The organism is Rhodococcoides fascians NBRC 12155 = LMG 3623 (assembly GCF_001894785.1).
Taxonomy (GTDB): Bacteria; Actinomycetota; Actinomycetes; order Mycobacteriales; family Mycobacteriaceae; genus Rhodococcoides; species Rhodococcoides fascians.
Map to the genome: position 1 here is coordinate 389,258 of NZ_BCWW01000001.1, position 24,958 is coordinate 414,215.

Below are 24,958 nucleotides of genomic sequence, written 5' to 3' on the forward strand. Positions count from 1 at the left end.
CCTTATTGAGGCGAACGTAGCCTAATACAGTGAATCCTAAATGTCCCCTCTGAGCAGGGCGTTAGTTACGCGCTTCCGGCCTCTTTGGGTGCGTTGGTGGCGCGGGTCACCGAGCCGAGCTCGCGAGCCACGTACTGCTCGATGTCGAACAGATCCGAACCTGCTCGCCGCACGATGTTGAGCAGGCTCTGCATCGCAGCTACTTCCTCGACCTGTTCGGTGAGGAACCAGTGCATGAATTGCTCCCCGATGTAATCGCCCTCGGCTCTGGCCGCCTGTGAGAGCGCGGTAATCCGATCGGTGACCGCCCCCTCCTGCGCCAACGCCAACTCCACCGGTTCGGCGACCGAATCGAACGCGGTCACCACGTCGTCGATACCCGACGCGTCCACCTCGAGTCGGTTGTCGATGAGGAATCGGATCATCATCATGGCGTGCCGACGCTCTTCGGCCGACTGGGCGTAGAAGCGGTGCGCCAACTGCGGAAGATCGTTGCGGTCGAACCAGATCGCGATGGCGACGTACTGCTGCGAGGCGGTGAACTCGTACCGAACCTGGGCGCGCAGTAGATCGTGAAACGAGGTGGCGGGCTCATGCGACGGCAATGTCATGATCCACAACGTACCGGCCGCACGCCCCCGTCAGGGGCCGCCGGTCAGCAGATCTGCCGGAATTTCTCGATCCTGAGCGATGGCGTCGAAGAATGCCGGTGCCCTGGTGCCGTCCCACACGAGGACGTTGCCGACATCGGAGTCCTGGAAGCCGCCGACCGGCACGGTCGTCGTCACCGGCCCACCGCGCATCGCCCAGGCCAACCCGGCCAGGTTCCAGATGTGGTCTCCGTCGTCGACACTCAACGACGACGCGGTATCGGACACCAACGGCCACAGTTTCAAAGGATTGAGGAAAGTGGAAGCGCTGGTTGCCTTGTCGAGCAGAGCGGACATGAAGGCCCGCTGGTTGTTCATCCGGTCGAGGTCGGCCAATGCGGTCGCGCGGGATCGCACGAAGCCGAGTGCCTCGGAACCGTCGAGATCCTGACAGCCCGCGGGAATGTTGATGCCCGCCAACGGATCGTCGATCGCGTTCTGCACACACACGTTGACTCCACCGACGGCGTCGACGATTCCGGCGAAACCACCGAAACCGATCTCGGCGTAGTGATCGATGTGTACTCCCGTCGCACCCTCGACCGTCTGCACCAATAGGGACGGCCCGCCGAATGCGAACGCCGCGTTGAGCTTGTCCTCGCCGTTGCCGGGAATCGGCACGTACGAGTCGCGGGGCAGGCTGACCATCGTCGTCGCCCCGCCGCCCTCGGGGATGTGGATCATGATGATGGTGTCGGTGCGGCTGGGGCCCACTTCGCCACCGGTCGCGAGAGATGCTTCCTGCTCCGGCGTCAGGCCGGCTCGTGAATCCGATCCGACGAGAAGCCAATTGGTGCCCGGGGTGTCGCCGATCCTGCCAGGGTACGAGGTCAGAGCGTCGACTCGCGTGAGCGAACTGTCGACGTAGTAGACGATGCCGCCGATGCCCAGAACGAGGACGAGCAGGACGATCAGGAAGCGACGGCCCCAGCGCCGACGCTTGCGCGGCTTCGCAACCTTGGGAGGACGTGAATCACGTTGTGGCCGAGCTGGTTCCGGTCGGCGTAAGGCGCGCTGCGGAGAAGCCGGTGGCTGCCTGCGCTCGTCGACGTACGGTTCCGGCTGTTGGCGCGGTGCGTACCCGGTGCGCCCGGCCTCGTCCTCGGCAGCGCGGGAGTACTGGCGCGTCGAGTTCGGTGGAACGGAACCGGCAGGGCCGGGTTCGGGTGCCTGCGACCACGCCTGTTGCGGTGGCACCGGGGCGCCGTGGCGGGGAGCGGCCGGGCGGCCGTCGCGTCTGATGAATTCGGTGCCCTCGGGTGCGGGCCCCGGACGGCGAGGGGTCCCTCGCTCCGCGGGAGGTTCCGGGTTGTACCGACGGGGGTTCGGAACCGGCGGCGGACCGGGTCGGTACTGACGTGGTGGCGGCGGTGGCTGTCCAGGGGCCCCACCGGCGCGCCGAGGCGGGGGAGGGGGCTGCTGGCCGGGTGGTCGACGCGGTGGCGGCGGCTGGCTCGGCGGCGGGGTACGCCGATTCGGCGCGCCGTGCCGTCCGTAGCGATCGTCGTCGTTCACGAATCGACTGTACCCATCAGGGCAACCACGCCAGGTGTTCGCGCAGCAGGGCGTAACCGACGAACGCGACGATGTCGATGAGTGCGTGCGCGATCAGTAGTGGCCACAGCCTCCCGGTGCGCTGCCAGTATCGGCCGAACACCAGACCCATCAGGAAGTTGCCGACGCCGCCGCCCACCCCCTGATAGAAGTGATAACTCCCGCGCAGCAGCGAGGAGCACAGCAAGGACTTGTTCTCGCTCAAGCCGAGTCGGCGGAGTCGAGAGATCAGGTAGGCGACGACGATGATCTCCTCGGCACCGGAGTTGGCCAGCGCATACAGAATCAGGGCGGGCACTCGCCACCAGTGGTCGTCGAGCGCGCTGGGGACGACGTTCAGATTGAATCCCAGGGCGTTGCCGACCAGGTAGAGCGCGAGACCCGGCAGCCCGATGAGTGCCGCCAGCCCGACGCCGTGGCCGAGATCGATCTTCAGGCGCGGTTTCGCCAGTCCGATCGCACGCGGTGCCAGATCTGCTCGCCACAGCAGGTACAGCCCCAATGCTCCCCACGCGCACAGGCGCAGGATGCTCAGCAGCTGGAACAGCAGGTCGATGACGCTGAAGCTCGATCGCGAGGAGTTCAGGGCGACCGTCTGATCGGACAGCGCTGCGGTCTGCAGGGCATCCTCGACCAGCGAGAGAATGCTGCTCATGCCACTGAGGCCGAACGTCACCAGCAGCACGATCGCGATCTCGACCTTGATGGTCGTGCGTTCGCGAGCATCGGGCGGTGGAGCGGCGCTCTCCGGCGGCGGTGGCGTCAACCAATTCCTGAAGTCGATCACGGCACGAGTGTGCCCTGTTGTGCCTCGCGGCGGCGTCAGCCCCGGGCGCGCAGACCGTTGAGGAACGGGCAACCGGCGAGGACCCGGAGGGCCCGGCTCAGGGAGATCGTGTCGTCGACGGGCGCGGCGAAGCCCAACCGGACGTCGTTGTCGCCGCACTCGCCCTCGATACGCAGACGAATGCCGTAGCGGTCGATGCCCAGCGGACGCACGCGTCCCTGCCGCAGCGACGGTGGGAGGCGTCGGGACAGTTGCGCGAGGAGGTCGGGATGGTCGGAGTCGAGGTGCTCGAGCCAGCTCGTTTCCATCTCCCAGAACGGATCGGGCTCGGCTGCCAGCAGCGAGTCGACGTCGACCGGCTCGGCTCCGGTGCTGTCCGCCACCACTGCGGAGCCGACGATCAGACGCACCAGGGAGGTGGTGTGGCCGACGTCGAGCAGAGCCGCGTGGGGATGCTCGGCGGCCACCGCGCCGGCCATCGGGCGCATCAGCGATTCCGGCACCGGGCGTAATTCTCCGCGCAGCCACACCAGTGACCGCACCGGTTCGCGCAGTGCGAGAGGTGCGTGATCGGTGAGCTCGACGACGGCAGGAACGCCGGCGCGGGAGGACTGCCACCTGATCGCGTCGTCGATGGAATCGGTGGGGACGGCCAGAATCATCTCGCCGTTGGGTCGCAAGTGGTGCAGGGACGTCACGACGGGGTCGCTGCCGTCGATCACGAGAGCTGCGCCCTCGGCGCGCATGCAGGCGCTGCGTACGCGCTCGGCGGTGGACGGTCCGGTGGTGGTGGTTGCGCCGAGCATGGGCTCCTCCGATGCGATCGGTACAGTTGAATGGCCAGTAGGTGAGGCATACCTAAGTAATGTGCCCCTAAGTTAGCCGGATGTGGCGGGTATCGCAAGGGCAAGCTGGGACTACCGTGAAGACGTGCCGATTCCGTTGACCCTCGGTGTGCCGCACCGACCAGACCCGAACGCGCTCGTCGCCGGACTGCTGCAGCCGTTCTGCGCCGATGCCCCGGCCGTGCAGGCCGCTCCACGCGCCGCCGAGTACGGCCCGCCCGTCGTGCTGGCCTCGACCCTGCTGACGCTGCCGCCCACCGAGAACCTCGGGCGCATCGTCGTGCGACTCGACATCGACCCGGACGAGCTCCGGGGCTCGAGCGCAGGCAACTACGAAGCCGTTCGATTCGAGGTCGACGCGGTCCCCGAGCATCTCGCCGACGCGCTCGGGTTGCGACTGCCCTCGCCCCTCGTCGTCTTCCCGGTGTTCGACGCGATCGACGTGGCCGAGACCGCGGAGACCATCGTTGCCGCTCATCGGACCCCCGGCATCGGTGTCGGCGACACGGCGAGGCGTATCGCCGACGTGCTCGCCGTCGTCTCGCATGCCGATGTCGGTCTGGTCGCCCGCGCCGACACCGGAGACGACGTGATCGCGATCCTCGCGGCGACGGTGGCGTCGCTGCGCGGAGACGACATCGCGTCGGCTCTGGCCGCGCCGAATGTCGACGCTCTGCGCAAGCTCATACCCGAGGCCGCCGAGGCCGTGCGGGAGGTACTGCTGGGGGTCGAGATCGCCGACGCCGTCGCCGCCCGCGCCCGGCTGGTCGACGTCGGTTTGATCGCTTCGGGGACGTCGACAACGTAACCTCGAGACGTGCCTCGCATCGCTTACTTCGGCCCATCGGGAACGTTCACGGAGATGGCGCTGGCGCAGTTCGAAACGCTCGGCGCATTCGATGGGGTCGGCCTGGTCGGGGACGTCCAGAGAGTGTCGGCCGCGAGCCCGCCCGCGGCGCTCGAGGCCGTCCGATCCGGTGCCGCCGACGCCGCAGTGGTTCCCATCGAGAGCTCCATCGAGGGGGCCGTGCCGCCGACGCTCGACGCATTGTCCGAAGGACGGCGATTGCAGATCGTCGCCGAGACCGAGATCGAGGTCGCGTTCACCATCGTCGGCGGGCCCGGTGTCACGCTCGACTCGGCCCGCACGATCAGCGCGTACCCCATCGCCCTCAGCCAGGTCCGGCAGTGGTTGCAGGCCACGATGCCCGACGCCGTCGTGCAGTCTGCGACCTCGAATGCCGGTGCGGCAGAAGATGTTGCCGCCGGCGTGGTCGACGCCGCTGTCTCGACACGGTTGGCCGGGGAGCGATTGTCTCTGCCGACGCTGGCCGACGGCATCATCGACGTCGAGGGTGCGCGCACCCGCTTCGTGCTGGTGACTCCGCCGCAGCCGGTGCCCGCCCGCACCGGTGCCGACCGCACCTCGGTGGTGCTGAAGCCGCCGAACGACCCGGGTACGCTGCCGGCAGCGTTGGCGGAGTTCGGAATTCGCAACATCGATCTGACGTTCATCGAATCACGCCCTACCCGTTCGCAATTGGGCACCTACATGTTCTTCGTCGATTGCGCCGGGCATGTGGACGATCCCCTCGTCGCCGAGGCGCTGACCGCGTTCCACCGGAAGATGCCGCTACGTTTCCTCGGATCATGGCCCACGGCAACGACATCGGGAGGTTCGGTGCCGCAACCGATCGACGAGCACGTGCAGTGGTTGTCCGAAATTCGTTCCGGTCGGGGTGATCTGTGATGGGCAAGCTCATTCTCGTTCGGCACGGGCAGACCGTCTCCAACGTCGCGAAGAAGCTGGACACAGCGCCGCCGGGAGCCGAACTCACCGAGCTCGGGCACCGGCAAGCCGAGGCGTACGCGCAGACACGGCTGGGTAATCCTCCCGCCGTGTTGGTCTCGTCGATTGCTCTGCGCGCCAAGCAGACTGCGGGCTACGTCGAGCGCGGCACCGGAGTGCCCCTCGTCGTGACCGACGGTATCCAGGAGACGTCCGCCGGAGAGCTGGAAGATCGAGACGATCCCGAGGCGCACCGACTGTTCACCGAAATCTTCTACCGGTGGCATACCGGAGATCTGGATGCAGCCGCGCCGGGCGGCGAGAGCGGGCGCGCAGTGTTGGCGCGCTACGTCCCGGTGCTCGACGAGCTGCGTGGACAGTACTTGGGTGACGACACCGCCGGAGACGTCGTCGTCGTGAGCCACGGGGCCGCAATTCGATTGGTCGCGGCGGCCCTCACCGGTGTCGACGGCACCTTCGCCGCCGACAACCATCTCGACAACACCCAGACAATCGAGCTGTTGCCGCTACCCGACGGTGGCTGGGCATGCGCCAAGTGGGGCACGTTCCTGCCGCCGTTCGAGGGCAAGGGCAGCGACAAGGCAGACAACCCGATCAGCTGATCGCTGGATTGCCGATCGCTGGGTTCGTGGTCGCTGGGTTGGTGGTCGCTGGGTCGTTGGCCGACGAGATCAGCTCTGTCAGAGCCGCTGTCACCCGGTGATCCGACGCGCCGGTCAACGAGCTCCACGAACGACCGTCCGCGGCGACAGCGGAGGTGGCGACGATCCGTCCGACGCGGGTTTCGAACAGGGCCACCGGACGCCCGGCCCCGCGCCGAGTCCCATGCCTGCGGGTCACGGCCGTGATCTCGGTCCTGCCCGCGCACGTGGCCATCGCCGAGGCCAGAGTGAGGGCCCGGTCGTCGGCGATTCCGATGCTGCGCAGACGGGAAGCGGTGCCGCCCACGTCGGACGGTGCCGCGTCCAGTGCCTCGGCCAGCAGGTCGGTGGGCGCGTTGATGCTGCCGGGATCGAACGGCGGTGCCGATCCCAGCGACGAGACGAGATCGCGAGCCGGATCCCCGGCGATGACGCGCAGGGTGACGATGTTCTCTCGCCGTACCGCCGACACCGCGATGGTGTCGTCGGATGCGATGCAGATCCGAGTCACGGGAACGGTGTCGCCCTCGAACTGTCGAGCCGAGACGTACCAGCGGGGTTGTTCCAGGACCCGCAGCCAGTGGCGAACGTCCTCGTGGACCGCGGTGCCGTCCCACAGTCCTGCCGCCGCAAGGGCCTGACGGCCGCGGTCGACAGCACGGTCGCGGGCTTTCGCGTCGTCGAAGCGCGGGAAGACGTCGAGCACGACGGGTAGTTCGGCAATCGAGAGCTCGTCGACCAGGAAATCCATCTCGTCGACACCGAGTGCGGCACTCGGCAGTGTGTGGCCCACCGGCACGGTTCCCAAGTCGATCACCGACCGTTCTCACTCGTGTTCTCGAGGGCTGGGTCCGGCAGTGCCGGGTCTGCTCCGATGACCGACGGTGCCACCGTGCGGCCGTCGGCGAAATGCTCGAACTGTTTCAGGTATTCCGGGGTGTCGTGTTCGTCGTCGTCCTGCGCTCGTGTTCCCGACGCAGGCGCAGCACCAGCTCCGGTTCCGCGCTGAGCGAGACCACCCTCGGCTGCGGTCGGTGCGCCGACCGTGGAAGCAGGAGTGCTCTGTACTGCACCCGCGAGTGCCGATCCACCGCCGAGGGGACTCGACGCCGAACCGGGCATTCCCGGTCCGCCGCCGATGCTGCCGCTGCTTCCGCCCAGTCCGCCGTATGCCACCGGACGGGTGGATGCCGGCCCGACGGCGAGAGGTCCTGAACCACCGGGTGCGAAAGAGTGGCCGATGCCGGATCCGGGTCCACTCGGCGGCGGCGTCGAGACCAAATTCGATGCCGCGGTGGCCACCGTGGATACGCCTGTTCCGGCGATCGAGGTGGCGGCACTGCCGAGCTGCCCGGCTGCGGCCGCCACGCCAGGGTTCTGCGTCGCGGCCATCAAACTGCCGACCGCAGCCTGAACGGGAGACGTCATCAGCGCACCGTTGGCGAATTTGCCGAGACCACTGCCGGATTCGGACACGATGGCGGGCGCATGATCGAACGTCGTCTTCGCGATCAGGTGCGAGGAGACCAGCTCGAATCCCTCCATGACCATGGCTGCGCGGATGTCGAGCAATCGATCTGCGACCTCGGCTGCCTCGTAACTTCCGTTCAGTGCACCGCCGGTCGACGCAGCCGTCACCTTGGCAGCTTGCACGGCACCGATCTCGACGAGCGACGGCATCGTGGCCAGTGCGACGCCGTACGAGGTTCCCGCGGCGGGGGCTTCGATCGACAGTGCCGCTGCCTTCAGTGCGGTGGCTCCGGTCCACGTGGCGAACCGGGCGAGGGCGGCCTGCGCGAGTAGGGCCGACTCACCCTCCCAGCCCGCGGTCAGGGCTGTCGTGATGGCGGCGATGCTCACCGAGGCCTCGGTGAAGGCCGCGGCCACCGAACCCCAGGCCCCGCCTGCGACGTGTAGAGGCACCGGTCCGGGCCCCAACAGTCGCGTCGAATTTCCTGTCGCAGTTCGTGGTAGCCACACCACACCTGTCACACCGAGCGTCATTGTCCAGCCCCCATGATGTTCGAGCCCCCGTGTCGTTTTCGAAACCGCTGCCGGTCGATGAGTGCGTCAGATGCCGGCGAGCCCCGGCAGGCCCCCGGCGGTGTCGTCGTCGGTCGCCAGGTAGTCCGCGGCCTGCTTGCGCAGTTCCTCGGCGGCCCGGTGTAGCTCCGAAATGCCTCGTGCTGCAGCAGGTCCGAAGGTATCGGCCGCGGTGGCGAAGAAGCGATCGGTCAAGAGCGACACCTCGTCGGTGCCCGGCGGCAACGGCCGAACAGGAAGAGCCGTGGCAGTGACGGCGGCCTGCAATCGGGCAGCGACCGCATCGAGTTCCGAGGCAGCGAGCTGCAGAGCCACCGGATCGACTTTGATGACGGTCATGAGCACGCTCCCTGCGATCGACGAACTGGGCTGTCGGTAGGTAGGACGCCGCCGTGCCCGGATCGGTTCCATCGATGCCGGAAAGAATTCAGAGAGACTTCTGTGCCACCGAATCCATCGTCCACAGCGAGCCTCGGCGATGGATCGAGGTGCGCGTCAACGGTGCGACGTCGACCCGCCAGAACGAGCTGACCGGTGCCGCCAGCACCAGCACGACCGCGGCCCTGATCACTGCGGGTGCGGTCACGGCCAGCGTGCGGCCCGGCGTCGAACCGGCCTCATCGAGCCACGTCCGGACGCGAGCGAACAACGCCTCCAGAGATTCACCGCCCGGCGGTGTGAATGCCGGGTCGCCGAGCCAGGCCATCGCGTCGGCATCGGGCAGATCGGTCATCTCGAGACCGGACCACCCGCCGTACGCGACGTCGGCCAACGCGGGTTCGACAGCGACGTCGCTGCCGAAGATGTTGGCAGTGGATCGGGACCGCAGCTCCGGGCCGGACATCACTCGGTCGGCACGCGGAAAATCGGTCACCTCGGCCAGTGCACGCACGCCCGCCTCGTCGAGTGGCTCGTCGGCAGGAAAGCGGCCCGAGCGCATCGCATCGGTCCTGGCGTGGCTCACCAACGTCAGGCGGGTCGCAGGCGCAGTCACCGCGTCATTGTGGCATCGGACGATGTTTCTCGAGGACAGTGATTGACACAGAGTCGAACGCGGTGCCACAGTGCGCAGGTAAGACGCGATGTACGCAGGTAATCCGGTGAAAATCCGGAACGGTTGCGCCACTGTGATCGACGTCGGGCAGATGTCCGAATTCGAGAGCCAGAAAACTCGTACATCGCATGGCCGTCCCTTCATCTCCGAAGGGACTACGGGACGCACAATCCCAGGAGGACACCCCCATGGCAATACTTCATGCACCCAGCAACACGACGGAATCGGCGGCCCTCGCCGTCATCGTCGCCGCGACGATACTGCTCGCGTTCGTTGTGCTCTACCTCGTCGGATTCGACCAGGGCGCGATCTCGCGCAGTGGCATGTACATGCACGAACTCATGCACGACGGCCGCCACCTGCTGGGCCTGCCATGCCACTGACCGGGACATTCGTTCAGTTGCTGGTGCGAGGTCTGCTCGCCGGTCTCGTCGCGGGACTGCTCGCCGGCGGAGTTGCCTTCGTCATCGGTGAGCCGCACATCGATTCGGCCATCTCCATCGAAGAAGCAGCAGGCGAGGCACACCACGCCGCCTCCGATGCGACTGCTGCGCATTCGCACGGCGACGAGGACGCCCTCGTCGGTCGCGACGGGCAACGCGTCGGACTCTTCCTCGCCACTGGACTCGCCGGGCTCGCACTCGGCGCGATCTTCGCATCGGTACTGCACTACGCCCGACGGTTCAGCTCGCTCCCGGGCTCGATCCTCGCACTCCTCGGAGCCGGGGCCGGATGGCTGGCAATCGAAGCGGTGCCGTTCTTCAAGTATCCGGCCAACCCACCGGCCGTCGGGGACCCGGAGACGATCACCCAGCGCACCTGGCTGTGGTTAGCCTCGGTGATTCTCGGTCTGCTGGCCGTGGGCGTCGCGATCTACGTGGCGAAGGCGGTGGCGTCGCAGTCGTCGGTGGCGGTTCGCGTCGGTGCTCCGACGGTGGCGTTCCTCGTGATCGTCGGTGTGGGTTATGCACTTCTACCGGGTGTGAACGAAGTGGGTTCGGACTTCCCGGCGACCCTGCTGTGGGAATTCCGACTCTCGTCACTGGCCACGCAGGCAACTTTGTGGCTGGCTCTGGGACTGGGCTTCGCATTCCTGACCGACCGCGCGGTGCGACCTGTTCGCCGAGAGGCTGTCTCGGCTTAACCCTGTTTTGCCCGCCCCCCCAGGTTGGGATCAATGCGCCTTTGTTGCAGTCTGACCGACTGAAACCCACATTGATCCCAACCGGGGGTGGCATTACGGGGGTGGGGGTGGCGATCGGGGGCGAGCGCGATCAGCCGAATCCCAGTTGATGCAGGCGTTCGTCGTCGATGCCGAAGTGATGGCCGATTTCGTGCGCGACGGTGATGGCGATTTCGCGTCGAGCCTCGTGTTCGTCGTCGACCATGTCGAGGATCGGCTTGCGGTAGATCGTGATGACGTCGGGCAAGTGGCCGCTGTATTCGTAGCGTTCGGTCAACGCGATTCCCTCGTACAACCCGAGGATGTCCTCGGTGGGGTGTTCCTCCTCGACGAGTACGACCACGTTGTTCATGAAGTCGGTGAGTTCTCGCGGCAGGGTGTCGAGAGCGTCGGACACCGCTTCTTCGAAATCGACGCGGGTCATGTGCGTGGGGATGTCAGCCTCCGGTGGTGATCGGAGCGGCACCGGGCAGCGGAGTCGGGAGGGCGCGGCCGTCGGGGGCTGCGGGCGGCGGTACGGGCGCGGCACCGTTGATGAGGATGTCGCCCTTCGCGCTGCCGACGATGGTCGCGAATCCGCCGGAGTCGAGTTCCTTGCCCACCGAGCAGGTCACCTGACGGCTACCGGCGAGCCAGCTCGAGACGTCGATCGTGTCCCAGAACAACGTCAACGTCTTGTCCCGCAGCGCGTTCTCCGAGCCGAGGTATCCGTTGACGGCGTCGGTGCAGGTCTTCTCCAGGTACGCGTCCTGGTCGCCTTCCGACGGATGCCCGCCGGGGAACTGCTGCGTGAGGTTGATCACCGAGGCAACCTCGAACGCGTGGGGAGTCGAGCAGTCCACCGGGTCGGCAGGCACGTTCTGGTTGATTCCGATGCACGTGCCCGTCGGCCACACCTTGGACTGGTCCTCGTCGAGGATCGAGCCGGTCATCTCGAGCAGCGCACCGGTGTTCGACGGCATCTGCACACCGCACCGCAGCGTGCGCTCGCCCTTGGCCCATCCGGCCTGGCTGGGGAACATCAGGCCGACGCCGTAGCGGCCGTTCGGGTCGAACTTGGCACCGACGTAGCCGTCGACGGCGGCGGTGCAGTGCTCGTCGCGCAGTTCGCCGAAGCGCAGCGCTCCCGGGTACGGCGCGCCAGGGCCGAATTCGATGCCGGGGTAGACGCTCATGTCGATGTCGCGGGCCACCTCGAAGCGGTGGGCGTCGGCGCACGGCACTTCGCTGAGGTCCTGACGATCGGTCTCGGGATCGTCGGTGGGCGTCCACTGCAGGCATACGCCCGGGTCGGCGGCACCGAAGGACTTCGCGGACACCGGACCTGCGGTGGCGGGGCCACTGGCCGTCGAATGCGTGGTGATCTTCTCGGGAGTCGAGAATCCGCCGGACAGGAACACTGTTGCCCCCGCGGCCAGGACTGCACCGACGGCCACCATGGCGAGGCCGCGTCGAGCAGTGGTGGCCGAGAGAGTTCTCCGACTCTCGCTCGTCGTGGGGTCTGGTTCTGTAGCGGACATCGCCCTCCATCATGCCCGAGTATGTTCGGTCGACATGAGCGACCCAACGGGTGACGACGACATCAGTGAGCTGGCCGGTCGACTGTTCGCAATGGCACGTACCGGTGACGCCGTCGGTCTGGCGAGTTACGTCGACGCCGGAGTTCCGGTGAATCTGCACAACGAGTCGGGGGACACCCTGCTCATGTTGGCCGCCTATCACGGTCACGCCGATGCGGTACGGGTGCTGGTCGAACGCGGTGCCGATGTGAACAAGGCCAACGACAAGGGTCAGAGCCCACTCGCGGGCGCTGTGTTCAAAGGCGAGGACGAGGTGGTGCGGCTGCTCGTCGACGGCGGAGCCGACCCACACGGCGGCCACCCGTCGGCGATCGACGCAGCCACGATGTTCGGACGCGAGGACTACCTGGGCTTGCTCGGCAAGTAAGGTTTGCTCTCGTGATCGACCTGAAATTGCTTCGCGAGAACCCCGACGCAGTGCGCGCCTCGCAGCGCACCCGAGGCGAGGACCCCGCTCTCGTCGACGCTCTTCTGGACGCCGACGCCTCCCGCCGCGCCGCTGTGTTGGCCGGGGATCAGCTGCGCGCTGAGCAGAAGGCGCTGGGCAAGAAGGTCGGCAAGGCTTCGGCCGAGGACCGTCCCGCGCTGCTGGCCGGGGCATCGGAACTGGCCGCGAAGGTCAAGGCGGCCCAGGCAGCCGAGGCCGAGGCCGACGCAGCTCTCGACACGGCTCACCGGGCGATATCCAACATCGTCGAGGAGGGAACGCCCGCGGGCGGCGAGGACGACTTCGTGCTGCTCGAGACCGTCGGCGACGTCCCCGAGTTCGACTTCGAGCCGAAGGACCACCTGGAACTCGGCGAGTCGCTGAACCTGATCGACATGGAACGCGGAGCCAAGGTGTCGGGCTCACGCTTCTACTTCATGACCGGCTACGGCGCGTTGCTGCAGCAGGGGCTGCTTCAGCTCGCCGCGCAGAAGGCCGTCAAGAACGGGTTCACCATGATGATCCCGCCGGTTCTCGTGCGGCCGGAGATCATGTCGGGAACCGGCTTCCTCGGCGCACACGCAGACGAGATCTACCGCCTCGAAGCCGACGACCTCTACCTCGTCGGAACCTCCGAAGTTGCTCTCGCCGGCTACCACTCGGGCGAGATCATCGACCTCGCCGACGGCCCGAAGCGCTACGCCGGTTGGTCGTCGTGCTTCCGTCGTGAAGCGGGCAGCTACGGCAAGGACACCCGCGGCATCATCCGCGTCCATCAGTTCGACAAGATCGAGATGTTCTCGTACATCAAGCCCGAGGACGCGGCGGCCGAGCACCGGAAGCTGCTGCAGTACGAGAAGGAAATGCTCGCCGCAGTCGAATTGCCCTACCGCGTCATCGACACCGCAGGCGGAGACCTCGGGTCCTCGGCCGCTCGCAAGTTCGACTGCGAAGCTTGGGTCCCCACGCAGAAGGCATACCGCGAGCTCACCTCGACCTCGAACTGCACGACCTTCCAGGCCCGACGCCTCGGCGTGCGATACCGCGACGAGAACGGCAAGCCTCAGACCGCCGCCACCCTGAACGGCACCCTCGCCACCACGCGGTGGATCGTGGCGATCCTCGAAAACCACCAGCAGGCCGACGGCACCGTCCGAGTTCCCGAGGCCCTCGTGCCTTTCGTCGGGACCGATGTCCTGAAGTAATTCAGGATCAGGCGATGTCGCCGATGCAGTAGCCCTCGCCGCCGATCGCCAGCAGGAACGTGCGATTCTGGTACACCCCCGAGGCGTCGATGATGTCCGCATTGACCTGCGTGTAGACGCCGTTCTGAGCCGTCACGAACACACTGTCGGGATCGAACGAGGTGATGCTCGGCAGAATTGCCGGGTTCTCGGCCAGAGGTGGGGAAGTAGGAGACCCGGTGCCGTTCGGATCCCACGTGCCGCGGCTGTCGCACACCAGCGGGTAGCTCTCTTCGACGTCGCCCCGATTGACGGGGATACCGGCGATGCGTCCCAGATAACGATCGACGGTGTAGACCGCGTCCGTCGCGTCGAACACCGGCGTCGTGCCGGTGGGATAGACGGTAGGGCAGGCGTAGCCCGACGCGATCTCGCTGCGCTTGATGGCGACCGTTGCCGCGGGTCCGGTCCACGTCACCGCGTACTGACCGTCGACCGCGGGAGCCGCCACCGCTGCGAGGATGGCGCCGGTGTCGAAGTACATCGTCGGAATGTCGGTCGGCGGCACAGTCCAGCACCTCGCGGTGACGACACCTATTCCGCCGCCGGTGAGATCGTTGACGAACGGCCGTAGCGCCGCGGCGGCCGCAGGATTTCCGGGGGCTTCGCCGACGGGCGGACCCGGTGGGATGGGCGGCGGTGCCGGGGTGGTGGCCGAGGGCTCTGGGGTGCTCGGCTCGGCGGCATTCGCGGACTCGGCGGTGGACTCGGCACTGCTGCTGGACGGGGCTGCGTCCTGATCGGATGGGATCCCGACCGCGGAATCGCAGGCACCGACCAGCGCAATCATCGCTATCAGCGGCAGCGCGGTTCGGCAGACTCGGCTGCGCCGCGGTGAAGCCGCTCTGTTCTTCACGTGAATTCTCTCCCCCGTAGCTTCTCGAACTGCGCACGACCCGACCGCGCTCCTGGCCGGACCTTTCTCCGACCCCGTCCACCGACTACGCTAACCGACTGTGGAACCCGTCTACCGATCAGTCATCGGCATCGCTCGCACAGTGTTCGCGTTCGAGGGCCTGAAGTTCGAGGTCGAGGGCGAGGACCACATCCCTGCTACCGGTGGAGCGGTCATCGCCGTCAACCACACCGGATACATGGACTTCACCTACGCCGGGTTGCCGCCGCGGCGAGTGAAGCGCTACATCCGCTTCATGGCCAAGAAGGAAGTCTTCGACAACAAGATCTCCGGACCCATCATGCGCGCGCTCAAGCACATCCCCGTAGATCGTGGGGCAGGTGCGGAGTCCTACAAGTCGGCCGTGCAGAGTCTGCGCAACGGCGAACTGGTGGGCGTCTACCCCGAGGCCACCATCAGCCGGAGCTTCGAGATCAAGGAATTCAAGTCCGGTGCAGCGCGGATGGCCATCGAGGCCGGCGTCCCCATCATCCCGACGGTCATCTGGGGTGCGCAGCGAGTGTGGACCAAGGGCTACCCGAAGCGATTGGGCCGCACCAACACTCCGATCTCCATTGCCGTCGGTGAACCGATTGCGCCGGTCGGGCCGCCGAACGAACTGACCGACAAGCTGCGGTCGGTCATGCAGAAGATGCTGCTCGAGCTTCAGGAGGGCTACCACCACGAGCCCGGCGCGTACTGGGTTCCGGCCCGACTCGGTGGCAGTGCCCCGACCCTGGAGGAAGCCGACAAGCTCGACGCCCAGGATCTGGCGGCGCGCGCAGCCAAGCGCGTCGAGTAGTCGGCGGGCATGAACCTCCGCGGTGAACGGGTCGTGTTGCGGCCGATCACCGCTGAGGACGTGCCGGAGCTACGCCGAATACTGCACACCCCCGAGGTGCATGCGCGGTGGGGTGACGAGGACGCCGACGAGAGCTGGCCGTTCGACAACCCTGAAGAGACCCGCCTGGTTGTCGAATTGGACTCCGCGACAGTCGGTTTGATCCAGTACGGCGAAGAGACCGACCCGATGTACCGGCACGCGTCGATCGACATCTTCCTCGATCCGGCTGTACACGGCCGCGGCGTCGGAAAGGACGCGGTAGGCACGCTGGTGCGCTACCTGACAGTCGGTCTCGGTCATCACCGCCTGGTGATCGATCCCGCCGCCGACAACGCAGTGGCCATAGCCTGTTACAGCGCAGTCGGTTTCGAGCCCGTCGGGATCATGCGCAAGTACGAGAAGGGGCCGGACGGCTGGCACGACAGCCTGCTGATGGACCTGATCGTCGACTAGCTGACATGTTCACGCGTTCAGGGGGAGAGTCAGCCGGAATCGCGCGCCCGAAGGCCCTGCGAGGCAGACGAGTTCGCCGCCGTGGGCGCGCGCCAGTGTTCGAGCGATCGACAGCCCCAGTCCGACGCCACCGGATGCTCGGTCACGGGCGGAGTTCAGCCTGACGAGTCGTTCGAAGATGCGCTCACGGTCTGCCTCTGCGACACCCGGCCCTTCGTCGTCCACGGTGATGAATGCGTGGGTGTCCCTGCCGACCGCTACCCGAATCGTGCCGCCGGACGGGGTGAAGCGACCGGCATTGTCGAGCACGTTCGACAGGATCTGTTCGATACGTCCGACGTCGATGTGAACCGGAATCGGTTGCGCGGCAGCGACATCGAACCAAATATCCGGCATGAGTAGAGCTGCTCGCTCCACTGTGCGGCGGGTGATGTCGGCGAGGTCGGTATCGGTTGCGTCGAGATCCGACGTGTTCTCCGCGCGGACGGAATCGAGCATGTCGCCCACCAACCGTGACGCCCTGCTCGATTCCCCGACCAGCAGTTCGCTCCAGCGTGCGACTCGATCGGGGCGATGCTCGGCGTCGCGCTGCAGCGACTGCGCCAACGCCGAGATCCCGGCGACGGGAGTGCGCAGCTCGTGTGCGGCGTCGGCCAGAAAGCGCCGCATGTCCTCCTCGGCGAGGCGGGCTGTGCGCGCCGCTGCTGCCTCGCGGCGCTCGGCGTCCTCGAGGGCGTCGAGCATCTCGTCCACGGCCGAGGCAGTACGGCCGAGGTCGGTGTTCGGTTTGGTGGGAAGCAGCCGTCTACCCCTGTCGCCGTTGGTTATTCGGCGCGCGACCGATGTCATCGAGTCCAGCGGGGACAGTGCTCGCCGTACGGCAAAGGTGAGTGCAGCGGCGGCCAGTAGCAGCGTCACAGCACCCGCTACCAGCATGAGGATGCGCAGTTGTCGCCGAACATCGGCGATAGCGGTGGTATCGCCGAGGAGAGACAGCGTCGAACCGTCGGGCAACGGTTCGGTGATCTCGAACGAATCGGACGGGGGCGCAGGAGGATCCGGCGGACCAGGGGGACTCGGAGTTCGCGACTGGCGCGCAGGCGGAGCCGGGGTGGCAGGCTGGATGTCCGGGCCAGGCGGTCCGCTGCCGGGAGCGCCGTACACCGTGCCGTCCGCAGCGGTGACCCGAACTCGGATGGCGTCGCCCTGCAGGGCCTGCACCAGATCCCCGGGCCCGACGCCGCTCTCCACGAGCTCGACAGCCCGAGTTGCCCGGTCCGACAACCGCGCCTCCAGATCACGCCGAAGCTGTTGACCCAGAACGACATCCACCGACGAGCCGACAATCACCAGCAGTGCCGCGAACAACACGACGACGGTGGCGACCACCCGCATCCGAAGCGACGGGGTCGGCGTCCGCTTCACTGCGGAGCCCGCAATGCATAACCCAAGCCGCGGACGGTATGGATCAACCGCGGCCCATGCGCTTCCATCTTGCGACGCAACGCACTGATGTGAACTTCCACCAGGTTACCGTCGTACGCGCCGTAGCCCCAGACCGATTCCAGGATAGAGGTTTTGGAGACGGTACGTCCGCGCTGTGCGACGAGGAACGTGGCCAAGCGGAGCTCCGTCGCCGTCAGATCGAGAACCTGACCTGCCCGAGTGACCACTCCGGCGGGCTCGTCGACCAGTAGATCACCGACCTGGACCGCGTCGGACGAACGACCGCGACGCCGCAGCACGGATTTGGCGCGGGCGACGACCTCGTCGAGTTGGAAAGGCTTGACCACGTAGTCGTCGGCGCCGTCACCTAGGCCCCGCAACCGGTCGGCCAGCTGGTCTTTCGCGGTGACCATGATGATGCCCGCGTCGCTGCTCTGCCGGACGACGTCGATGAGATCGAACCCGTCCCGTGCACCGGGCAGCATGACGTCGAGGATCACCACATCGGGACGAAAGCCTGCCATCGTGGTTTCGAAGTCGTCGCCGTCGGGCAGGGACACGGCGGTAAAACCCGCGTCCTCGAACGCGGCCACCAGCGCTTCCCTGATGGGTAACGAATCCTCCACCACCATCACCCGGGGAGCGGAACTGTATGTCATGCCTCGATTGTCACCCACCAGCTGAAGTGATCCTGAAGATGCGCTCGGCTTCAGGGTGACTTCAGCTAGCGGCGGCAGTGTCGGTGACAGACCGAAACGAACGACGCAGTCCGAACAAGGAGTGAACGTGAACGATCAGACCCAACCGATTCCCGCCGCATCGAACCCCGAGCCCACCCCGAGCGCCCAGGCAACTCGGGAGAGCAAGCCCAAGCGGTGGACGGGACGGGTACCGCTGGCCGCGACCGCAGCAGCGGGACTTGCCATCGGAGCCCTGGTGACCGCGGCTGTGTTCGCAGCCACCGGACCCGACGCCTCGCCTGGCGTGTCGACCGTGGCGTCGTCGTCTGCCCTCGGACAGCGAACCGATGGCGGCGGCGGGTCCGATGTGCCTACTGTACCGACAAGCCCCGAGGCGACGGATTCCGGCGACGGATCTACGGTCCCCGCGGTTCCGACGCCACCGGGACCCGCGGACGGAACAACTCCGGCCGTGCCGGATAACGGCGCAACTCCGCCTGCCCCGCCCGCGGGTGGTCCGGGCAAGGGCGGACCGGGCGGGCCACTGTGCGCTCCGGCCGGTGCGACGCCCCCGGCTCCGGCTGATGGTGCGACGCCTCCCGCACCGCCGACTCCGGGTGCCGAGGGTGACGGTGCCACGCCGCCTGCACCGCCCGCTCCGGCTGACGGTGCGACGCCTCCCGCACCGCCAGCAGCTCCCTCGGGTTCCTGAGCCCAATCTCTTCCAACCCCGCACCGTGTTCTCGGTGCGGGGCTGGTGTGTTTGTGTGGGGCTGGTGCGTTTGCGCGGGCCTAGGCGATGTGAGGGCCTGCTCGGGCGTGGGATTGTCTCGGTTGTCGGTAAGGGTCGACGGATGCCGGGGGTACGAACCAGGGGTGCTGATCGGTGCCGATGAACACTTCCCAGTCGGAGTGGTGAACGAGGCGGTGATGAAACCCGCACAGGAGGACGAGGTTGTCCATGTCGGTGGGTCCACCGTCGGCCCAGTGCCAGATGTGGTGACTTTCGGTCCAGGCGGCGGGTTTTCCGCAGCCGGGGAACGCGCACCCGTGATCGCGGGCAGTCAAGGCGCGTTTCTGTTTCGCGGTGACGGTGCGCGCGGTGCGGGCGAGGTTGAGTGGGTTGCCGTTCTCGTCCATGACGATGGCGGTGAGGAGGCAATCGCAGGCCAGTTGGCGGGAGGTCTCGCGGGAGAGGGGCCCCATCCAGGGCAGCCACCCGACCGAAGTGCCGTCACCGAACAGGTCACGATACGCACCACGATTCGCGCCAGGGTCACGATCTACACCCTCACCGTCACTCCGGCTATCACCCTCGTTGTCGGATTGTTCTGCAGCGCGGGTGGTTTCGTCGTCGGTGATGTCGCTGTTGTTCTGGCCGCTCTGGCTTTGGAGGTCTCGTAGTCGGATGTGCAGGTTGACGTGTGGTTTTTCGCCGCCTTCGGTGGGGCGGTCACTGGAGGCGAGGTAGCGGTCGAGGATGTGCCCGAAGGCGTCGGCTCTGCGCTTGGCGGGGCTGCGGTCGTCTGGGGTGCCGTCTGCGGCGGGTCGGGGTTCGGTCAACGGCGAAAGCGCGGTGAGCAGTTTCTCGCCGGTGATCGCATCGAAATCACCTTTCAACACCAGCCGCCCGTTCAAGGTCTTCGAGGCGAAGAGTTCGTTGCGGTCGGTGTCTTCGGCGGGCGGCTTCTTACCGGCGAAGGTGTCCTGCAACTTGGTGATGGCTGCGCGGATGCGGTGGGTACGGGCTTCGGGCCCGGTGGCGGCGGCGATCAGAGCTTTACGAGCGAGATCGCGGCCCTCTTGGGGGAGGTTCTTCGGGGGTGTTTCGGCGAAGGTGAGGATCAGGGCGGCGTGGTCGACGGTCATCACGCCGGTGTTGACGGCGTCGGCGATGTCGGGAAAGTTCTTCATGCCGCGGGCGAGGGCAACGATCTTGGTGGCTTTGGACGGTGAGAGAAGGGTGGTGGAGGTCAGCCAGCCGGCGGGTCCGGGGAAGCCGCGCTTCTCTCGGCTCACGCGGGTGTCGATGTCGGCGACCAGAGCAATCCGCCGTGCTTCCAGCAGTTGGATCCGGTGGGAGACATCAGCGGCGTCGGCGAGGAGTTCGCTCTCGCTCAGTTGCCAGATCTCCGTTGCCATGGACCAAGTGTATCGAACGGGTGTTCGATGCGCAATGATGGTGCAATCGAAAACTATTGCTGTGCATAAGGATTCGTGAATCGAAACCTGTCGGTGGCCCGTGGTAGCAGCCGGTCAAGTGCGATCTCTCGCCCTTATGGCTTGCCCACACTCCTTCCGGCGGTCGATCGCCGGAATCTCGAACGGAGAGGCAGATCAATCCGTCAGGTCGTCGGCGAATTCCGATCCGCTTCTTGCGCAACGGTTTCGAGCTCGGTTCGGTACTGTGCCCACCATGCTTCGTCGCCGTCGGCCATGTTCTCGTTGCCGTGACGCATTCCGACGGTCTGGTCGATGAGTTCGCGCACGATGTCTGCGTGCCCCGCGTGCCGGTTGGTCTCGGCAATCATCTGGACCAGGACTCGGTGCAGCGTCACTTCTTGCTTCTCCACCGGCCAGTGGAGGACGCGTCCGGCCGAGTCGAGTTCGTGGGCGTCGATGGACTTGTCGGAGTGTTCCCAGGCCTCTCGGTACAGGGCGACAATGGATTCCGACGATTCTTCGACGGTGGCCCACATGTCGGAATTCAGCCGGGCCATGCCCTCTGCTTCCAATTCCGCGAAACGAGCTGGAAACTCACGACCGAACGTGAGGCCGAAGTAGCCGTATTCGACGATGGCGAGGTGTTTGACCAACCCCAAGAGGTTGGTTCCCGTCGGCGTCATCGGTCGTCGCTTCTGGTATTCGGTGAGGCCGTCGAGCTTCCACAGCATGTTCTGGCGAGCGATCCGAAGGTATTGGTGTAGCTCGTCTTTCATGTCGTTCAGCTCGTCGATGCGTGCCACACGAGTGCTGCGGCCAGTGCGCCGAGTCCGTTCAGCGACCAGTGCAGGGCGATGGGTGCAATGAGGCTCCCGCTTCGACTGCGCAGCCAGGTGAAGACGACCCCGGCTGCGGCGGTCGCGACGACTGCGAGCGCGATCCCGACGATTTGCCCGAACAGCCCGCCGCCGAGAAATCCGCTGAGTCCCACGTTCCCGGCGGTCAGGCCGAGCGAGGACGCGATGTGCCACAGGCCGAACAGTAGGGATCCCGCCGCGAAGACTCCGCGGGCACCGTAGATGCGGCCCAACGTGCCGTGCAGCACTCCACGGAACGCGAGTTCTTCCGGGATGACCGTTTGCAGCGGGATGACTATCATCGAGGCGACCAGCGCCGCGGAGATGGTGGCATAGCGATCGGCCATGAAGAAAGGCCGCGTCATCGGCAGTAATGCACCGATGGCGATGACCGTCAGGACGATGCCGACGGCACCGAGTGCGTAGAGCGAACCAGTCTTCCACTGCTTGGGTGACAGTCCCAGCTCGGCCCATCCGAGTCCGCGACGGTTCGACAGGATCACCAGGAGAACGGCGGCGATCGGAACCGTCGCGATACTCGCCCACACCGTGGTGAAGTGTGCGATGAGGTTGGTGCCCACGAGGACGAGAACGACGATGGCGACGTCGAGATAGGCGCGGACGGCCCGTCGGGGTGCCACGCTCCCGGCTGGATTGACGGCAAGCATTGGATCGAGTGTACCGGCGTCAGCTGATGACACCCGGAGAATCGAGGCTTCTGTCGAGGCCCTTACGGTCGTAGAGAAGGGTGAACACCAGGCCGAACACGAGCCCGATGAGCAGCCCGAGGGACGTCATACCCACCGAATGCAGCAGGCCGGCGTCGGGCGAGGCGTTGAAGTACAGGATCGATCGGGTGCCGAGGAAAATCTGATGCATCGGCTCGAACTGGGCCAGCCACGTGAAAATCGGCGGGCTTGCCTCGAGAGGAATCGTGCCACCCGAGGACGGCAGGGCCAGGATGATGAAGACGACCAAGTTGACCAGCAACCCTGCTGTGCCGAATGCGGACATCACCGCCAGCGCAGTGAATCCGACGGCGGTGATCGCGAACGCGCCGTACATCCACAGGGTCCACGCATGGGTGATGGGCATACCCAGTAGATGGCTGATCAGTAGGTACAGGGCAGATACGAGCATGGCCAGAACGAACATCACCAGCCACTTGACCAACAGCGTCTGGAACCGGCTGATCCGGGTGGGTCCGCGGTGGATGTACTTCGGGCCGATTTCGGTTGGAGTGAACCCCAACAAGCCGTCGACGAGGGTGCTGACGATGGTCGCACCGGTGAATCCCGCCAGGACGAGCAGTAGCGCGTAGTAGAACGCAGACAGGCCACCGCCGGTACCGTCGGGCAGTGGATCGTGCTGGGCAACAATCACATTGATCGGCTGCGCCAACGTCAGAGCGCTCGCGCCCGCCAGGGGAGTGTCGCCGAGCTGCTGGCGAACCTGATCGGTGATCTGTTGGCCCACGGTCTGATTCACCGATTCGAATGCAGGAGTGGCCACTCCGGTCACGAGCGACATTCCGAAGCTACCCGCCCGCGGATTGGTGTAGACGGTGATGATCGGCTTCTCGATATCACCGGGAACGATGCTGCCCTCGGCCAGGATTCCCATTCTCTTGGTGAAATCACTGGGGATGACGATGGAGCCGTAGACCTCGGCCGTGGACAGCAACGATTCGGCCTGCGCCGGGCCTACCTCGCGGAAAGCGACCTTCTCGGAGTCGACGTTCTGAATCAATCCGTCGACGATGTCGTTGCCGATATTGCGTTGCTCACCCGCAAGGGTGTCGCCCTCGTCCTGGTTGACGATCGCAATGGGCAGATCGTGCAAGTTACCCCGTGGATCGAGAACGCCGCCCAGATACAGGGCCGCGAGAAACGACATGAGGGTCGAGACGACAAGGATCGGAGCGAGCCAGAAGCGCGGCGAACGAAGGACGTCGGCCATCGACCGAGGGGTTCTGTCGGAGGTCACCGGATCAGTGTCGCAAGTTCGGCTGCTACGTGCGCGGTAGTTCTACCTGTGGACCGTCGGCCGTCCGGAATGGGCGTTACGCCCACCCATGTGCATGGAACTTCGTAGCAGGCTACGAAGTTCCATGCACATGCGGCGCAGCCGCTCCTAGGCGGTTGCCCGACGCGGCAGCTTCCAGTCCGGGCGAACCCAGTGGCAGGTGTAGCCCTCGGGGTACTTCTGCAGGTAGTCCTGGTGCTCGGGCTCGGCTTCCCAGAAATCTCCTGCCGGGGTCACCTCGGTGACGACCTTGCCCGGCCACAGGCCCGACGCGTCGACATCGGCGATCGTGTCCTCGGCCACGCGCTTCTGCTCGTCGTTCAGGTAGAAGATGGCCGAGCGGTAGCTGGCTCCGATGTCGTTGCCCTGACGATTCTTCGTGGTGGGGTCGTGGATCTGGAAGAAGAACTCCAGCAGATCCCGGTACGACGTCTGGGTGGGGTCGTAGATCACTTCGAGGCCCTCGGCATGGTTGCCGTGGTTGCGGTACGTCGCGTTGGGGACTTCGCCGCCGGTGTAGCCGACGCGAGTGGAGACCACCCCGGGCAGCTTGCGGACGAGCTCCTCGGCTCCCCAGAAGCATCCTCCGGCGAGAATGGCGGTTTCGGTGGCTGCAGACATGTGCTCTCCTAGTTCTCTATCGAGCGATACGTGGGGTTCAACGAACGGGTCGTCCTCATAATTCCGAATCGTGGGTGCGTTCGCCGACCTCGAGGACGAGTTTGCCGGTATTGGCACCGTCGAACAACAGGTTGAGCGTCGATCCGAACGCTGTGATTCCGCCGATCTCGATCTGCTCGCGCGCGGTCATCTTGCCGCTGGTGAGCAGCTCCGACAGAGCGTCGACGCCTTCCTGGTAGCGGTCGAGATAGTCGAAGATGATGAACCCGGTCATCGACGCACGGTTGATCAGCAGGGACAGGTAGTGCGCGGGTCCGGGCTGCGGTTCGGTGGCGTTGTAGCCGGAGATGGCCCCGCACAACACCACTCGCGCACCCTTACGCAGGCGCGAGAGCGCCGCATCGAGAATCTCGCCGCCGACGTTGTCGAAGTAGACGTCGATGCCCTTCGGTGCGGCGGCCTTCAGGGCCTTGTACACCGACTCGTTCTTGTAGTCGATCGCCGCATCGAAACCGAGTTCCTCGGTGAGCCAGGCGCATTTCTCGGGTCCGCCGGCAATCCCGATCACGGTAGCTCCCTTGGCTTTCGCGATCTGACCCGCGATGCTGCCGACGGCACCAGCCGCCCCGGAGATGACGACGGTATCGCCCTCGGCCAGCTTGCCGACGTCCATCAACCCGAAGTAGGCCGTCAATCCCGGGAAGCCGAGGGCACCGAGCCACGTGGGTGCCGGTGCGATCGATTCGTCGACCTTCTGCACTCCCGACCCGTCCGAGATCGCATGCTCGGTGACGCCGAACGAGCCCGAAACGACCTCGCCGACAGCGTAATCCGGATGCCGGGACTCGAGGACGCGGCCGACGGCATGAGCACGCATCACCTCACCGATGCCGACGGGAGGCACATACGAGCGCGCATCGTTGAGCCAACCGCGCATGGCGGGATCGAGGGAAACGTAGTCGACGGTGACGACGAATTCGCCGTCGCCCGGGGTGGGGATGGGTTCCTCGGTGAGATCCCACGTCGACTCGTCGGGACGCCCCACGGGCCGCTGAGCCAAGCGGATCTGACGGTTCACGGATGTCATCTACCGTTCCTTCCACATCGAAGACGTGCATGTCGAAAACAGGGTCCTTCGACACTAGGGCAGAATGAC

At 66.1% G+C, this 24,958-nt stretch carries 29 protein-coding genes; 10 read left to right on the top strand and 19 right to left on the bottom strand.

Annotated elements, in window-relative coordinates; all coding sequences use genetic code 11:
- Nucleotides 1–65: 65 nt before the first annotated feature.
- From RFA01S_RS02025 to RFA01S_RS02040, 4 genes are all read right to left on the bottom strand, one after another.
- Nucleotides 66–611, bottom strand: coding sequence for a ferritin (locus RFA01S_RS02025; RefSeq protein ID WP_032407185.1), 546 nt, complete (start codon nt 609–611; stop codon nt 66–68).
- Between the two features lie 30 nt (nt 612–641).
- Nucleotides 642–1,892, bottom strand: coding sequence for an LCP family protein (locus tag RFA01S_RS02030; protein ID WP_238325121.1), 1,251 nt, complete (start codon nt 1,890–1,892; stop codon nt 642–644).
- Between the two features lie 289 nt (nt 1,893–2,181).
- Nucleotides 2,182–2,991 carry a CPBP family intramembrane glutamic endopeptidase gene (locus tag RFA01S_RS02035; RefSeq protein WP_032385340.1) on the bottom strand — a complete coding sequence of 270 codons (810 nt, stop codon included), beginning with the start codon at nt 2,989–2,991 and terminating at the stop codon, nt 2,182–2,184.
- 35 nt (nt 2,992–3,026) lie between these two features.
- Nucleotides 3,027–3,797 carry a DUF2470 domain-containing protein gene (locus RFA01S_RS02040; RefSeq protein WP_032383014.1) on the bottom strand — a complete coding sequence of 257 codons (771 nt, stop codon included), beginning with the start codon at nt 3,795–3,797 and terminating at the stop codon, nt 3,027–3,029.
- Nucleotides 3,798–3,921: 124 nt separating this feature from the next.
- Here RFA01S_RS02040 and RFA01S_RS02045 point away from each other — a divergent pair, with 124 nt between their 5' ends.
- From RFA01S_RS02045 to RFA01S_RS02055, 3 genes are read left to right on the top strand one after another with little or no spacing between them, the layout of a single operon-like run.
- Complete coding sequence (locus RFA01S_RS02045; protein ID WP_032407186.1) at nt 3,922–4,644, top strand: hypothetical protein; 723 nt, start codon at nt 3,922–3,924, stop codon at nt 4,642–4,644.
- A 9-nt stretch (nt 4,645–4,653) separates the two neighbouring features.
- Entirely contained in the window at nt 4,654–5,586 is a 933-nt protein-coding gene (gene pheA / locus RFA01S_RS02050) for a prephenate dehydratase (protein WP_032374194.1), read from the top strand.
- Nucleotides 5,583–6,248, top strand: a complete 666-nt coding sequence (locus RFA01S_RS02055; protein WP_032374193.1) for a histidine phosphatase family protein — start codon at nt 5,583–5,585, stop codon at nt 6,246–6,248. Before pheA ends, RFA01S_RS02055 begins: the two co-directional genes overlap by 4 nt.
- Here the strand turns inward: RFA01S_RS02055 and RFA01S_RS02060 are convergent.
- From RFA01S_RS02060 to RFA01S_RS02075, 4 genes are all read right to left on the bottom strand, one after another.
- Entirely contained in the window at nt 6,241–7,104 is an 864-nt protein-coding gene (locus tag RFA01S_RS02060; protein ID WP_072691979.1) for an ESX secretion-associated protein EspG, read from the bottom strand. The two genes, RFA01S_RS02055 and RFA01S_RS02060, sit on opposite strands and share 8 nt — an antisense overlap.
- A complete protein-coding gene (locus RFA01S_RS02065; protein ID WP_052060675.1) occupies nt 7,101–8,291 on the bottom strand; it encodes a PPE domain-containing protein in 1,191 nt (396 codons plus the stop codon). The genes RFA01S_RS02060 and RFA01S_RS02065 overlap by 4 nt, the downstream gene beginning before the upstream one ends.
- 66 nt (nt 8,292–8,357) lie before the next feature.
- Nucleotides 8,358–8,669: a PE family protein gene (locus RFA01S_RS02070; protein ID WP_032407187.1), complete on the bottom strand. Its 312-nt coding sequence runs from the start codon at nt 8,667–8,669 to the stop codon at nt 8,358–8,360.
- 88 nt (nt 8,670–8,757) lie between these two features.
- Nucleotides 8,758–9,324 carry a histidine phosphatase family protein gene (locus tag RFA01S_RS02075; protein WP_032407399.1) on the bottom strand — a complete coding sequence of 189 codons (567 nt, stop codon included), beginning with the start codon at nt 9,322–9,324 and terminating at the stop codon, nt 8,758–8,760.
- 248 nt (nt 9,325–9,572) lie between these two features.
- Here RFA01S_RS02075 and RFA01S_RS02080 point away from each other — a divergent pair, with 248 nt between their 5' ends.
- Complete coding sequence (locus tag RFA01S_RS02080; RefSeq protein ID WP_027494840.1) at nt 9,573–9,767, top strand: CbtB domain-containing protein; 195 nt, start codon at nt 9,573–9,575, stop codon at nt 9,765–9,767.
- Entirely contained in the window at nt 9,758–10,528 is a 771-nt protein-coding gene (locus RFA01S_RS02085) for a CbtA family protein (RefSeq protein ID WP_032407188.1), read from the top strand. Before RFA01S_RS02080 ends, RFA01S_RS02085 begins: the two co-directional genes overlap by 10 nt.
- Before the next feature lie 130 nt (nt 10,529–10,658).
- Here the strand turns inward: RFA01S_RS02085 and RFA01S_RS02090 are convergent, their stop codons facing one another.
- The gene (locus tag RFA01S_RS02090) at nt 10,659–10,991 is read right to left on the bottom strand and encodes a metallopeptidase family protein (RefSeq protein ID WP_027494838.1); all 333 of its coding nucleotides are present in this window, start codon (nt 10,989–10,991) and stop codon (nt 10,659–10,661) included.
- 13 nt (nt 10,992–11,004) lie between these two features.
- Nucleotides 11,005–12,087, bottom strand: a complete 1,083-nt coding sequence (locus tag RFA01S_RS02095; RefSeq protein WP_032407189.1) for a septum formation family protein — start codon at nt 12,085–12,087, stop codon at nt 11,005–11,007.
- A 34-nt stretch (nt 12,088–12,121) separates the two neighbouring features.
- Here RFA01S_RS02095 and RFA01S_RS02100 point away from each other — a divergent pair, with 34 nt between their 5' ends.
- Both RFA01S_RS02100 and serS read left to right on the top strand, forming a co-directional pair.
- Nucleotides 12,122–12,514: an ankyrin repeat domain-containing protein gene (locus RFA01S_RS02100; protein WP_032407190.1), complete on the top strand. Its 393-nt coding sequence runs from the start codon at nt 12,122–12,124 to the stop codon at nt 12,512–12,514.
- An 11-nt stretch (nt 12,515–12,525) separates the two neighbouring features.
- A complete protein-coding gene (gene serS, locus RFA01S_RS02105) occupies nt 12,526–13,779 on the top strand; it encodes a serine--tRNA ligase (protein WP_032371704.1) in 1,254 nt (417 codons plus the stop codon).
- A 7-nt stretch (nt 13,780–13,786) separates the two neighbouring features.
- Here the strand turns inward: serS and RFA01S_RS02110 are convergent, their stop codons facing one another.
- Nucleotides 13,787–14,674 (bottom strand): hypothetical protein, encoded by an 888-nt coding sequence (locus RFA01S_RS02110; RefSeq protein WP_032407191.1) that lies wholly within the window; start codon nt 14,672–14,674, stop codon nt 13,787–13,789.
- A 100-nt stretch (nt 14,675–14,774) separates the two neighbouring features.
- Here RFA01S_RS02110 and RFA01S_RS02115 point away from each other — a divergent pair, with 100 nt between their 5' ends.
- Nucleotides 14,775–15,515, top strand: coding sequence for a lysophospholipid acyltransferase family protein (locus RFA01S_RS02115; RefSeq protein WP_027494833.1), 741 nt, complete (start codon nt 14,775–14,777; stop codon nt 15,513–15,515).
- 9 nt (nt 15,516–15,524) lie between these two features.
- The gene (locus RFA01S_RS02120; RefSeq protein WP_032407192.1) at nt 15,525–16,010 is read left to right on the top strand and encodes a GNAT family N-acetyltransferase; all 486 of its coding nucleotides are present in this window, start codon (nt 15,525–15,527) and stop codon (nt 16,008–16,010) included.
- Nucleotides 16,011–16,019: 9 nt separating this feature from the next.
- Here RFA01S_RS02120 and RFA01S_RS02125 read toward each other — a convergent pair whose 3' ends face one another.
- Both RFA01S_RS02125 and RFA01S_RS02130 read right to left on the bottom strand, forming a co-directional pair.
- Entirely contained in the window at nt 16,020–17,435 is a 1,416-nt protein-coding gene (locus tag RFA01S_RS02125) for a sensor histidine kinase (RefSeq protein WP_238325100.1), read from the bottom strand.
- A complete protein-coding gene (locus RFA01S_RS02130) occupies nt 17,432–18,115 on the bottom strand; it encodes a response regulator transcription factor (protein ID WP_072691980.1) in 684 nt (227 codons plus the stop codon). Before RFA01S_RS02130 ends, RFA01S_RS02125 begins: the two co-directional genes overlap by 4 nt.
- A 127-nt stretch (nt 18,116–18,242) precedes the next feature.
- Between RFA01S_RS02130 and RFA01S_RS02135 the strand changes: the two genes are divergently transcribed.
- Nucleotides 18,243–18,848, top strand: a complete 606-nt coding sequence (locus RFA01S_RS02135; protein WP_139278358.1) for a hypothetical protein — start codon at nt 18,243–18,245, stop codon at nt 18,846–18,848.
- Nucleotides 18,849–18,928: 80 nt separating this feature from the next.
- Here the strand turns inward: RFA01S_RS02135 and RFA01S_RS02140 are convergent, their stop codons facing one another.
- The 6 genes from RFA01S_RS02140 to RFA01S_RS02165 all read right to left on the bottom strand — a co-directional run bounded on the left by RFA01S_RS02140 (nt 18,929) and on the right by RFA01S_RS02165 (nt 24,889).
- A complete protein-coding gene (locus RFA01S_RS02140) occupies nt 18,929–20,278 on the bottom strand; it encodes an HNH endonuclease signature motif containing protein (protein WP_052060679.1) in 1,350 nt (449 codons plus the stop codon).
- Nucleotides 20,279–20,481: 203 nt separating this feature from the next.
- Complete coding sequence (locus tag RFA01S_RS02145; RefSeq protein WP_052060730.1) at nt 20,482–21,075, bottom strand: DinB family protein; 594 nt, start codon at nt 21,073–21,075, stop codon at nt 20,482–20,484.
- 5 nt (nt 21,076–21,080) lie between these two features.
- A complete protein-coding gene (locus RFA01S_RS02150; RefSeq protein ID WP_027494825.1) occupies nt 21,081–21,824 on the bottom strand; it encodes a CPBP family intramembrane glutamic endopeptidase in 744 nt (247 codons plus the stop codon).
- Between the two features lie 19 nt (nt 21,825–21,843).
- Nucleotides 21,844–23,142: a YhgE/Pip domain-containing protein gene (locus tag RFA01S_RS02155; RefSeq protein WP_371829086.1), complete on the bottom strand. Its 1,299-nt coding sequence runs from the start codon at nt 23,140–23,142 to the stop codon at nt 21,844–21,846.
- A 147-nt stretch (nt 23,143–23,289) separates the two neighbouring features.
- Complete coding sequence (gene msrA / locus RFA01S_RS02160; protein ID WP_027494823.1) at nt 23,290–23,802, bottom strand: peptide-methionine (S)-S-oxide reductase MsrA; 513 nt, start codon at nt 23,800–23,802, stop codon at nt 23,290–23,292.
- A 55-nt stretch (nt 23,803–23,857) separates the two neighbouring features.
- Complete coding sequence (locus RFA01S_RS02165; protein ID WP_032374181.1) at nt 23,858–24,889, bottom strand: NADP-dependent oxidoreductase; 1,032 nt, start codon at nt 24,887–24,889, stop codon at nt 23,858–23,860.
- Between the last annotated feature and the right edge of the window lie 69 nt (nt 24,890–24,958).